The sequence below is a fragment of the Bradyrhizobium sp. th-b2 genome (assembly GCF_000426785.1).
Classification (GTDB): Bacteria; Pseudomonadota; Alphaproteobacteria; order Rhizobiales; family Xanthobacteraceae; genus Bradyrhizobium; species Bradyrhizobium septentrionale.
Map to the genome: position 1 here is coordinate 1 of NZ_AUGA01000108.1, position 11,742 is coordinate 11,742.

Genomic DNA, 11,742 nt, shown 5'->3' on the forward strand with positions numbered 1-11,742 from the left:
AACGTCACCGTCGACCCGGATGCGGTGTCCGCTACCGAGATCAATCTCGATGATGCCCTGGCTCCTCCGTCGACGCGCCGGCGCCGTCGTCAATGGCGCTTCGGCCACATCCCGCGGCGGCACAGACGGCCCAATCTCGACCGGCACCAACGGCGCTACACTCGTTTCACCGTGCTTGCAAAGCTCTTTGCGCCACCTGAACAGCTGGCTCACATGAAGGCCGGCCATGCGAGCCACCTCGGAAACAGTGGCTCCGGGCTCGAACGATGCTGCAACTAGCCGTTCCTTCTCATCCTGTGACCACCGACGCCGCCGCTCGACCGATGTGATCACCTCTGCCCGCGAAATCGTCATAGCGCTTCTCCTAGGATTACCCCTAGGACCTGCAGCGCTCGCGTCCGTCAAACAAGGCGGCCCTCAATGGAGGGATACATTAAAGACGTTTGACAGAAATCCGCGCAAGAACAGCGGACCTGCTGTTCTGCGCAGATCAGCGCGGCCCGGCGAGGTTTCCGCTTGGGTTTGCCAACCTTCCCAGGCGAGGAACAAGAGATAGGCAACGCCGATCCATCGAAGGGCCTCGTAAATCAGAGCGAACTGCTGGATCAGCACTGCCCCGCCGAGCGCTGCAAAGATGGCGTGCACTGCGAGCCCGAACGCTTCCGGGTGGGAATAGTCACCTTCCCGGACGGAACGTATTGCCAGTCCGGCGCTTGGTATCCATCGCCGTCCGCTCTTGGCTTCTATCGGTGACCGAGAGTTTGCGCTCCCGTCCGTTACAAGGGAAGCACCATGTCACACAATGCTCTCGCTCTCGATCCCAACTTCACTGTACTCGAACGCCCACCCTGTCCGAAGTGCCACGGACCGATGGTGCTTTCCGATGTCACATCAGGATCAGCGGGTGACACGTGCACCTTTGAGTGTGTCATGTGCAATCTAACCGAGAAGGTCACCGTCGAGAGCAAAAGATGAGGAATCGGATTGACAAATTGCGCTTCCTTATCGTCGCATCGTTGGTCCTGCCGGTTGTAGCCCTTGCCCAGCCCGTTGCAGGCGACCCTGCTTCGGGCCGTAAAACAGCGACCGCTCTCTGCGGTACCTGTCATCAGGTCACCGGCGGGGAGGGCCGCGACAGTCCCGCGAGTTTTGTGGACATCGCCAACATGACCTCAACCACCGCTCTCTCCTTGAAAGTGTTTCTTCGCTCAGGCCACAAGGAAATGCCTAATCTGATAATCGATAGCTCAGATACTGACGATCTGATCGCCTACATCCTCAGCCTCTCAGCCTCAAGGCGATCTGATCGCCCACATGCTCTGCCTCATGGAGCCATTCGCTCAGACCCGGCAGTAGATCATGTCGCAAAGTGAAGCGCATTCCATCGCTTTGTTGCGTACTCGACCCCGTTTCTTGCTCCAACAATGAGGAGAATAAGACTGACGTCCAAGGCGTCTCTGAAAAGGATATGACTGCCGAGATTGGCGATCTGGCTGAATACGTTCGCGGCAAACTGGGGGATGCCAACCAAACGGAAAAAGGCAGGAGCAAATGATCTTCCTCCGTCTAACCTCACCTCGGCGGTTGAAGCTCGGACGATCGCAGCCACTCGCTCACATGCGCGCCGGTCTCAGCCCGTCTGGCCTTCTTTAAAAGGGCTTCCCGGTCTGGTTTAGGTGCGAGCAGCTTTCGACATCTAACCGTCCATTCTTCTTAATGCAGTACCGGGTTTCTACCCTGCCAAACCCAAACCTCGGTTGGCTTCCAGTAATGCACTTGGCGCAATGCGGACATTCGGCCGGAAGCGAGACACTTAGCAACGTCTCAAGGATGACCCTCTCGGTGTCCAAACCCGGTCTGAACGGGCTTCCCCGTCTCGGGGCAACGGATCAAAATATCGGGCATAAGCGAAAACTGCCTGTCACGAATGGCGGAACATAGTTCTGCCGCGCTGGTTTCGCTGAATCAGTACAAACGGGCTGCGGATCGGAGCGATGAAAAAACGGATGTAACTTGCCCAAGCTGCGGCGCGGGCTTCCGACGATTGGAGTTATGGTCTCAACTTGGCTCCAACGGTGAGTATCATTGCCCGGCCTGCGATACGACGTTGGAGAAGCTCGACGGCAAACACCTCGTTGCCTAGCCGTAGGCTTGGCCGGTGTTCTCGGTGGGACTACTGAGAAGCCTATTCACTATTCTAGGCACATAATTTCCGTAGGTCGCAATTCGTTCTTGACCCAAATCAACGAGCGGCGCGGCGACAGCTTCAGCGTTCACGGCATGAAATGGGATGGCATCACCATAGTTGGCTGTGTCTCAATCGCACTTTCCGTGTGATCCTGATTGTCATCTTCACGATGTAGCCGAGCAAATATTCCAATCATCTGGCACTAACTGCACTAGAACCCGAGATGAACTGCTCCCCGTTTTGACCGGACACCGGCGTTAGCCGGAGGAGCTAGGCCTAGTCCTAGGCATACGCCTATGTCCGAGACGTTTTCGAAGGTGGAAGTCATCACCGGCGTTGCCCGCCGGCGTCGGTTCACGACGGAACAGAAGCTCTTGGTCGTCAACGAGACGCTGCAACCGGGCATGTCGATCAGCTATGTTGCCCGTCGCCATGGGTTCTCCCCGAGCCTGATCTTCCGATGGAGACGGCTGATGAGCGAAGGGGGCAAGGAAGCGGTGCGGGCGGATGAGGATGTGGTCGCCGCGTCCGAGGTCCGGAGGCTGGAGGAACGGGTTCGAGACCTCGAACGCTCGCTCGGCCGCAAGACCCTGGAGGTCGAGATCCTGAAGGAGGCTCTTGACCTTGCAATATTCCGGCGCCGTCCTAGGCGGTGCGGGATGATGAGCCAAAGTGCACACTTGGCCCCGTTCCCTCGCTGTCGTCACGCTTTCTCTCCGAACGATGATGTCGGGTCTCGGCGATGATGGGTACTGGCCGAAATAGGCCACTCGCCAGATCAAAAACAGGCCACTGATTGGAATCGAAAGGGGCCGCTCACGCGCGGCCCCTTGCCGGTTTAGTCTGAAAATTTGATCGGGATGAAAATCTAGCCCCGGCAAGAGTTAGACTAGAGTTTTCAACAACATTGTGGGATTCCGGGAAACTACGGTGTTTCACCATCGGAACTTTTGCAGCGAATGAGCTAAATGGGACAGCGGGGAGAATTCTAAAGTTCCAAAATGGCATCATCACCGGTCCACCAAAGGCAACTACCGGTGACTGAGAGTTCTGTAGTGCTCCCGCCCGATAAAGGCGCGCAACATGTTCCCCTATCCCCAAACGCTATGCCCAACGTGTCGAACAGCCGCCACGCTGGCACGGATCACGCCCAGCCCCTCAGGCTTCAAAATCTTCACCTTTGAATGCCCCGAGTGCAACGACATTGCCCAAGCCGTCGCTGATCTGGTTGATCCTATGAAATCCCCGAGAACGAACCGGTGGCTTCAAGGGCAATTGCAAGCCCCCACCTAGGGCGTCTTAGCTGGCAGCCACAAAGGCCATCGAGAGGATTATCGATCCCGCCGCACCGCCAGGAAGAACGAGCCCAGCGCCGGCGCAGGCTTATGAAGGGGCCACCGGAGTTCCGCGAAGATCGCATCGACCTTGCCTAAGCCGAAAGCAACAAGGGGAGGATTGAAATAGTGTCCAAAAAGCCGAGGATTGATCACGAGTACCATGCCGGCAAGGATAAGTTGGATATAACGATCAAGGGTTACTCACCGAGCAAAAAGACTCGTGATGCGATAATTAAAAAACTGATGCAGCAGCTTGAGAGCAGCCCCGATCGTCTCATCGCCGAGACTAAGAAGTCAAAAAAGGCGCGGGACAAGAGGCCGCACAATCCACAGAAAAACTCCAGGTTACCTGTGGTTGGTGACTGACGTTCTTTATTGAGGGACCGACGTGTTAGGCTGTTGCGAGACGCCCTTGCACTTGGTTGAGCTCGGGCTGAGGGGCAATGTGAAATGAGGTTTCTTCGGTGGATTCGGGATGCGTTGGCACCTTCCGGGACACCGGTCTTCTTGGCGGCAATAATTGCGTTTCTGTTGTCTGTGCTAGCCTCGATCTACCTCCGATCGTTGCTGCGATGAAGCACCGGCGGTGGAGATTGGGGCTGAAGGCGAATGGGAAGTGAACGCGCGTTCGACAGCGGGGGAAGGAATCATGAAGCCGCTAATCGGACTTGTCGCATTGCTCTTTGCAGCTAGCGCCTTTGCTCAAACTGCGCCAGCTAAAGCGGCTAAAAGGCCGCAAGTTCATGTCGGGCCGCAAGCGCCTATGGGTTGCAAACTAGTCGGCACCGTCAAAGGCACCAAGATTTGGGCCGGTGAACGTATTGCTGCGGCACCCGCGGCGGAAGCTCCACCACCGCCATCATCCTCGCCTGCACCGCCTAGCGGCGTCAGCGCGACCGCAGAGAAGCAGTGATCGGCATTCGTTCCGCCGACTATTCGGAGATCGGGTTGAAGGCAAAAGGAAAATGAAGCCATGGCGATAATTCCAGTCCTGATCGGAGTTCTGATAATAGTTGTCGTGGGAGCCATCTGCTTCTGGGCAATCGACAGGTTTGCGCAGGACGGCCGATTAGCGAACCTTCTCAAGTTGTTGGTGGTGCTCGTTTGCTTAGGCGCCATTGTACAGCGCCTGCTCATACTGACTTATTGAGCGGCGCCAATATTTAATTCTTGCCGCCCGGAGCCCCATCCGCCGGTTGGTCGAGATCGGGCTAAAGGCGAAGAAATGATGACCGACCTTCGGGAGCTGGAAGAAATGGCGGTAAAGCTAGAAGCCAACGCTCGCAAGCTTCCGGGTCGCGACGATCTACTTCGAGATATCGCTAATTTTCGTGCGCAGCTAATCGCTCGGTTACCAAGCGAAGGCCTCAAGGTGAAGCAGTAGATTGGATACGATCAAGTCCGCGATAGGTTGGTTGGGGCTACCGCACTGGCTTATGCTCGCAGGAGCCGTGCTGGTAGTGGTCGGCCTGATCGGCCTTGTGATCAGCCGCCGGCGTCGGGCCGATGTCCAAGGCGAACCGGGCACCGAGCCAAGTCCCGAGCCGCGTCCCCAGTTGTCACCGCTGCCGGATCTTCTTGACTCCCGGCCACGAAAGGATCGGCGTGAGATCGGGATTTAAGACCCCAATAGGATTGCAGGTCAAAAAGGGAAGTGGGGCAGGATCACTGGCTTGTAGCTGGGTCCCGTCGGGGCATAATCACCCAATGATCGAGCAGCGACCAGCTTTCATGGCTTGCAAAAATCCCGGCACCGGCTGGAGGATCGATATTCTGTGGCCCGATGGCGAAACGGAAGTCATCAAGGGTTTTGTTACAGAGCACGACGCTACCAAGTGGATTTCTGAGCACTCGACGACGTGGCAAGAAAATCCGGACCAACCGCGCTAGAGCGGCTGTTCTAGGCTCCGCGGGGCGTCCCCTGCGACGCCATGCACACCCATTAGAGGGCGTGAGAGCCTAGGCCCGACGTTGCCGGACGACACCACCAAGGCTCACCTCACGCGGATTGCCCCTTAGATGGCATGAGCCGGCATGCTGGCTATTTCGGCAAACTTGGGCAGCGCCGCCGTCCCCGTCAGCCGCCAGTGCCCATCCTTTGCGGCGCGTCTACCGAACGAATGATAGAGCCTCGCTTGCCACCGACCGTGCAGTAAACTGTGGCTCGAGATCGGACAGACGCATCTCGTCTGGCCATCTCGCCGCGTCCATCTCGACGTTGTGCGAGCAGCGGAAGTCCTTGCAGAAAACAGCGATACGCGTCGCGCCGGTTTCGCGATTTCGCCGAACGTGATCTTCGTTGGGTAGTCGTTCATGGCGTCGACTACAGCCGCTTCGCGTACCGACGGCAATCCCATTGAAGCCTAGCGGGCCGCTATTGGTCCATCCACCATCCATCGGTCAAGACGATCTGCGCACCGCTATATCACGCTAAAAATGAAACCCATGAGCAACAGCGCCAGCAGAACAGTTGCTCCTGCTACTATCTTTAGCACTTTGCCTGGTATTCGGGGCTTCGCGGAATGGTTCATAGCTCGTCAGCCCGTGACCTGCGGCTGAATAAGCGATGCTATCATCATGGCCGCGATCAGAAACGCAGGCAGCTCACCCCAGCGGCTAAGCGCTCTCATGGGCTCGCGCCGTCGCTCTGGATTTACGACGAATTCGCGCAAGCGCCGAATTCCGATCTGCTCAACAATCTGCGCACAGCGATGGGCAAGCGCCGTGAAAGTCTCGGCGTCATCATCTCGACGCAAGCGGCAAATGATCAACACCCGCTAAGTCAGATGATCGATGACGCGATGCTCGGCGTCGAAACGAATGCCCAAGCAGGTGCCAGCTGAGTTCTCGGGTCAATCCAAGGACGCCATCGCCCTTTGCTTCGAAGGTATCGGCAGCCTACCGCAGTTTATCAAATGGGCACAGAAGCACCGGGCCGCATTCTACTCGATGTACACTAAGCTTATCCCGGTGACTGTGTCGGGCACTGTCGTGATATCGAAACGCTACGACGACGAGCCTCTGTGCAACTGCGCGGCGTGCAGCGGCTTTCGCAACGAAGGTGCCGTGAGCAGATATGCCTCTGGCGGCACGCCGCACCAGAAGCGCCTGCGCGCGCTGTTCGGCTCCATTGACTTTCGCAAAGCGAAGTTTGCCGCGCCGCCAAACGACCCTGACGATGACGAGCACGACGAAGAGGACAACGAGAACAACACCGACAACGAGACCGACGAGACCGAACAAGGCCAGTTGCCGCCGAAGCTTGAAGCGATGATCGCCGCCGTCATCGCCGCTTCCCCAAACAGCATGTCCAGGCAGGAAGCGATTAACTACCTGTTGCACTCCCGCCATGGCCGCGAACTGGCAAGGCACATGGCAACCTTCAAACGAAAGGACGAACCTATTATGGACCGCGCAACCGAACTCCAATCCATCGTCAAGCAGCACGGCGGCCTGATGGCCATGGCCAAGCTGTTCATCGCCAATGGCGAGTCGCTCGGCGGCGTTACCGAGGCTGAGTTCACGAAGCTGATCGACGCCGAGGCGCAGGCGACGCGGAAGACGGGCGAACGTCCCGCGCCCGCCTTTGACCGCTTCTTCAACGATCCCACCAACCTCGAACTACGTAAGGCGCATCGGCTGACGCGGGGGTTCTAAGCGAGCGACGACAACTGCTGCCGCTATGATTCTAATTCGCGACGTTTGTGTTGGTTTGGCGTCGCGAAGCTGCGAGCGGGCTTATCCTTTCCACGCTCGCAGTCGAAAGGGCGAGGCGGGTCATCATTCTCCTTCCCGTCTCCCTGTTTCCAGGGCGCGTGTCCATCACGACTCTTGTCATGGTGATGCTCTGGCGCGGCAAGACGGCGAGTGCCGCGAAACAAGTAACCGCCGCCAGCCGGGGCCGAGGAGCAAGTGCCTCGATGCCCCGGCACCTTTGGCGTTATCCCGGCACGGACGGGACCAGTGCCACCCCTCACACTGCACTTTCTTTCGGAAAGGAGTGCGGGACGGCGACGACCCTACGAGAACGAAGCCTACCGGCTGTGGGCCATCAAGCAGCGGGGCAGGCCGTGACATCCCACTACCGGGCATTATCTCCGGCGCGTTTATTTGGCCCATCGAGCGGTCTGCTGCACATTCATTGACAAACCAATACGGGGATTTTCGCGTGCGTCAGCACCTTGTTTGTCACACTGCCGATTAGTAGCGCGGAAAGTCCGCTGCGCCCATGCGATGACATAACAATGAGATCGCAGCCTCTGTCCTCGGCTGCTGCGATAATGGCTTGATGGGGTTGTCCGTTCTCTACTTGAATTGTCTTGCAGGAAACACCAGCCTCCTTGGCCGCATTTGCCGCGCGATCCAACACGCTCGTGGCCTGTTCCTGGCGCAGCTCAGCATATTTTGCGAGTGTTTCAAGGAACGGAGACCCTCTTCTCATTTCTGAAAGCGGCTCCACAACGAAGATTACAGATACTTTTGTTCCAAGGGATTTCGCCAGCGCCAACCCATGCGCCACCCCATGCTCCGCAAGTTCCGACCCATCTGTCGGAATGAGAATATGCCGGTACATGCTTCACTCCCGATTGTCTTGACCTATCGCTGCCTTCCGAAGGTAAAGCTGGGCCCGCGTTTCGGATACGGCCTTGAGATAAATCAATCTATCGGCCCATCGTGCCAGCGACCCAGATGTCCACGCATCGGGCGCGGCTCACCATGCGTCAGGCAAGCGTGGTAACTGCTTCGCTTTCGCCGTTTCCTCGGCAAGCAACGTCAGCAGCATTGCATGCCGGTTCTCATCCCGTGACGGATTGCTTTCGTTTTCCGCGATCAGCTTGCGGTAAAGCGCTACGTTTTCGTCGTGGAAGAAGGAATTCATTCCGATCTCCCAACAGAGGGTAAGGTCTGGGCCCCAAGCGGCCATAGTGTCTGGTTCCCGACACAACGCAAGGCTTATTAAGGGGCACGGCAAACAAGATGTTGGAGCATTACTGTCGAATCCGGCCAAGCGGGAAACGCTCAAACGGCTGCTCGCAGGGGAAGAGGCTAAATTGATTGCGGGCTAGCGAGACTACCAAGGAAAGTGAGAGTTACTGGTTTTCGGCCCAAGGACGCCAGTGCGTCGGGTTGATGGTGACGCGCTGATTGGTTTGCGCGTTGATCCAGCCACAAAAGATACGACGGCAAGCAAACACTAATGCATGCAGGGAGTCGCGTTCTACCACCGCTAGCTCAAGTTCGCGATCAAACGGCGCGGTCGAAATGTCTTCCCACACTGACGGATCACGCCTCGGATTGATCTCGCGGACTTCGGACTACCCGCAAAGCCTCAACTGGACAACGCGATAAGCGACTTGAAAAACGACTATCACTGGTAGGGGCACCGGGTGCTTGCGAAAGATCAACTGCGTCGGATTACCTCATGGAGGCCAGCGGTCAAATTGCGCGACCTCGCTTGAGCGCAGCAGAACCGCTGTTCCTTTCGAAAGAATCCGCAATGTCCGGAACCAGACACAATAGCCCGCGTTTAGCTTACTTGATCTTGCGAGCCGATCTCAACGGCCTCTGTTCGGACCCGGGGAACTGATCAGAAAACTCAAAAACTGCATCTCCCTTGGATGCTATCATGGATGGCACTCGAAACGAACGCGCACGCGCGCGTGCACAGCACCTCTTGGCACAAATCGCACCCTTGCTCGATGACGCTGAAGTCCAGCGCTTGCGTGAACTATCTATGGATTACATTCGCGAAGCCGAAGGAATTGAAGAAGGCGTCACAACTGTGGAGTCCAGCGAACAAATCACGACACGCTTAGATGCGGTAGCCCGCGACTTTTTTGCTCGTGCTCTTCACGAAATGAATCAACAAAAGGGTCGTCGTCCACCGCGAAGTAAGGTCGCTGTCAACGGACATCGCAAAGGCCGGGCGCGCGCCTGGCTAGTTGACGGGACTTCCTAACGAGGCGCGGGCCCGATGTTGGACTGTTTTGACTAGCCGACATTTTGACTCGCTATTTGCTTTTCCGAGGTGCAGCATAAATCGAAGCTGGCTCTATCGAAGGAGTGAGCCATGTCGGATTTTAACTTCAAAAGCACTCTTGGCCATCGAGACCATGCGCGGAAGGTCGCCACGCTCCGCGAGTTACTGGCCGAAGAAGATGCCGATCAAGCTGAGTTCCACACCAAGAAGCTAAGACCGAACGTGGCGCAGTGAGGTCGTCGCAGCCCAGTTGAGCTGAAAAAGCTTTGCTTGCCGTCGGAAACCATCATCGTCAGGAGTTGAACATGGCCCTCCTAAGACGCGAGTTGTACCGTCAAGTTAGAGGCCCTGAGGTCACCCACGCGGATCGGTGCGCGCTGGTCTTCGATACGGACACCAAAAGCTTGTATGTCGAGCGCGAGGTGGCGGATTTCGACGCACGCGTCACCGGTACGATTGACATGCAAACCGCCGCAATGGATATCGCGGACTATCTCAAGCAAGGTGGCCAAACAGCCGGGCACCGCGAATTGTGGCGGCTGCTGAGGACACTCTTCAAAGACACTGATGATACCGAAGAGATGATCGGTTACGTGCGCGCGCTCCGATAACCTCTCTGCTCGCTAGTCCAATCTGGCCACACGCAAAAGCCGCCAAGGTTTCCCTCAGCGGCTTGTGCCGTTGCGTTGCGTTTGCGTGGAGGTTTGCTGCGCCGAGCGGTGCTCGAACGTAGCCCAAGCCTGCCACCCACAGGACGCACAACCTTCATTGAATGAGCAGTGGATGCGTCATCGCATGAGGCAGTCGATGCGTTGCCTGTATGTCGGGGCCGACGTATCCCCGATGGGGTTTGATGTGGCACCGGCGACGGTGCTGATCAAGTTAGTGCCGCTGTCCTAAAGATGAAATCCTTCACTAGTCGGGAGTTCCGTATCTAACATCTCTGGCTGACATCAGACTTACGACAGTCCTCTGAGGGAACGGGAAGAATGGGCCGACACCCAAGTTACGGGTCAACCAGGTAATCGGTTGCGCGGGTCAATGGCGGAACTAACTCAAATTGAGTTGGTTTTTCATTATCGGTATCAGTTTGGAAGTCCGCCTATGTGCAACAAGTGCGCGGAGTTGGACGAGAAGATCGCGCACTACCGTTCACTCAGGATGCGGATTACGGATTAACTGACCCTAGACGGCCTCGCGCTTTTGATTGAGCAGTACGAAGTCGAGAAGCGCTAGCTACATCCCGAACGGAAAGAGTAAGGCCGAGTGGCGAACGCGAAGAAGTTTCATCTGCGGCGCTTTCTCGACCGCTCGACTAACAGCTGCCAGCTGGCGAGCGGTACAACGGTGCGGCTTACGGTCCCGGGCTCGCACGCCTCAAGGCCGCCGGTTCAATTCGGCGGGTTTTTCTGTGGGTTTTGGGGGGAGCGGCGAGGGGCTGATCCGGCTTTTTAGATTGATGCCTTTCGGGCCGGCGCGCTTCTACTGGCCGCGCAAATCTGGCGGCCCACCGCCGTTCGAATTTTCTTTGAATATCCCGAGGAACGTTGCTCATAACCCACCTTTAAAGCACCTTGCGCGTTGAGGCCCCATCGAGGGGCTGAACCTGAAAAGGATCCTCATTCGCGTGACGCGGTCCTTTTTCTTTTCAGGCGAACAGGTCGTTTCCGGCCGGGAGAATCTTCACGTACGTCCCGCTCTTGTGGATCTCCAGCCAGCCTTGCGCGATGGTGTGCTTGAGGGCGGCGCCATATTCAGCAGGTGTGCCCTTGTCCAGGTACAGGAAGGGCCGGTGCGATGCCCGGCGCGTCCATGCAATTGGCTCTGAAGAGTTTAGTCGCCCCCAACGACGCGGCGGTTGGCGTTGGCCCGCGACGCTTGAGCGCAATTTTATCGTTTTACAATTCGCGCTTGATCTCGGGCTTGTCGTACAAGACCGCGTTCAGCAATGAACTGTTGACCTCGATTTTTCCGTTGTAGCTGATGAAGCCGAGCTTGCGGAATCTGTTCATGAAGAAGCTGACGCGGGATCGCGTCGTTCCAATCATTTCGGCCAATGTCTCCTGGCTGATATTTGGACTGATCGGTTGAGGGCTGCCCTCCTTGCCGAAATTCGCCAGCAGGAGCAGCAGGCGCGCCAACCGCTTTTCACTGGAGTTGAAGAGCTGGTCGATCAGGTCCTCTTCAATCCGGCTGTTGCGGGTCAGCAGATAGGCCATGAACACCTCCGAAAACTT

At 57.0% G+C, this 11,742-nt stretch carries 14 protein-coding genes and 1 pseudogene; 10 read left to right on the plus strand and 5 right to left on the minus strand.

Annotated elements, in window-relative coordinates:
- Nucleotides 1-354, minus strand: a 354-nt coding sequence (locus tag K359_RS66520; RefSeq protein ID WP_029084780.1) for a transposase, incomplete at its 3' end; no start/stop codon positions are given.
- Between the two features lie 63 nt (nt 355-417).
- Complete coding sequence (locus tag K359_RS57930) at nt 418-645, minus strand: LysE family translocator (RefSeq protein ID WP_029084781.1); 228 nt, start codon at nt 643-645, stop codon at nt 418-420.
- A 326-nt stretch (nt 646-971) separates the two neighbouring features.
- On the opposite strand from K359_RS57930, the gene K359_RS63775 reads away from it, so the two are divergent.
- From K359_RS63775 to K359_RS0143935, 7 genes and pseudogenes are all read left to right on the plus strand, one after another.
- Nucleotides 972-1,373: a cytochrome c gene (locus tag K359_RS63775; RefSeq protein ID WP_198031274.1), complete on the plus strand. Its 402-nt coding sequence runs from the start codon at nt 972-974 to the stop codon at nt 1,371-1,373.
- Between the two features lie 1,111 nt (nt 1,374-2,484).
- Nucleotides 2,485-2,817 (plus strand): annotated as a pseudogene (locus K359_RS55525) (transposase); the annotation flags it as partial.
- 834 nt (nt 2,818-3,651) lie between these two features.
- A complete protein-coding gene (locus tag K359_RS0143910) occupies nt 3,652-3,891 on the plus strand; it encodes a hypothetical protein (protein WP_029084782.1) in 240 nt (79 codons plus the stop codon).
- Between the two features lie 859 nt (nt 3,892-4,750).
- Entirely contained in the window at nt 4,751-4,909 is a 159-nt protein-coding gene (locus tag K359_RS62425; protein WP_156929035.1) for a hypothetical protein, read from the plus strand.
- 323 nt (nt 4,910-5,232) lie between these two features.
- Nucleotides 5,233-5,415 (plus strand): hypothetical protein, encoded by a 183-nt coding sequence (locus K359_RS62430; protein ID WP_029084783.1) that lies wholly within the window; start codon nt 5,233-5,235, stop codon nt 5,413-5,415.
- A gap of 632 nt (nt 5,416-6,047) precedes the next feature.
- The gene (locus K359_RS0143930; protein ID WP_029084784.1) at nt 6,048-6,368 is read left to right on the plus strand and encodes a hypothetical protein; all 321 of its coding nucleotides are present in this window, start codon (nt 6,048-6,050) and stop codon (nt 6,366-6,368) included.
- Nucleotides 6,346-7,182, plus strand: a complete 837-nt coding sequence (locus tag K359_RS0143935; RefSeq protein ID WP_029084785.1) for a hypothetical protein — start codon at nt 6,346-6,348, stop codon at nt 7,180-7,182. The genes K359_RS0143930 and K359_RS0143935 overlap by 23 nt, the downstream gene beginning before the upstream one ends.
- A 481-nt stretch (nt 7,183-7,663) precedes the next feature.
- Here the strand turns inward: K359_RS0143935 and K359_RS0143940 are convergent, their stop codons facing one another.
- Entirely contained in the window at nt 7,664-8,098 is a 435-nt protein-coding gene (locus K359_RS0143940; RefSeq protein WP_029084786.1) for a universal stress protein, read from the minus strand.
- Nucleotides 8,099-8,236: 138 nt separating this feature from the next.
- Entirely contained in the window at nt 8,237-8,404 is a 168-nt protein-coding gene (locus tag K359_RS62435; protein WP_156929036.1) for a hypothetical protein, read from the minus strand.
- A gap of 747 nt (nt 8,405-9,151) precedes the next feature.
- Between K359_RS62435 and K359_RS62440 the strand changes: the two genes are divergently transcribed.
- From K359_RS62440 to K359_RS0143955, 3 genes are all read left to right on the plus strand, one after another.
- The gene (locus K359_RS62440; RefSeq protein ID WP_156929037.1) at nt 9,152-9,484 is read left to right on the plus strand and encodes a hypothetical protein; all 333 of its coding nucleotides are present in this window, start codon (nt 9,152-9,154) and stop codon (nt 9,482-9,484) included.
- Nucleotides 9,485-9,595: 111 nt separating this feature from the next.
- Nucleotides 9,596-9,739: a hypothetical protein gene (locus K359_RS62445; protein WP_156929038.1), complete on the plus strand. Its 144-nt coding sequence runs from the start codon at nt 9,596-9,598 to the stop codon at nt 9,737-9,739.
- Between the two features lie 71 nt (nt 9,740-9,810).
- On the plus strand, nt 9,811-10,116 hold the full coding sequence (locus K359_RS0143955; protein ID WP_029084787.1) for a hypothetical protein: 306 nt from the start codon (nt 9,811-9,813) through the stop codon (nt 10,114-10,116).
- Nucleotides 10,117-11,403: 1,287 nt separating this feature from the next.
- Here the strand turns inward: K359_RS0143955 and K359_RS0143970 are convergent.
- Nucleotides 11,404-11,742 (minus strand): helix-turn-helix domain-containing protein (locus K359_RS0143970; protein ID WP_029084788.1); only part of this gene is annotated, 339 nt, incomplete at its 5' end.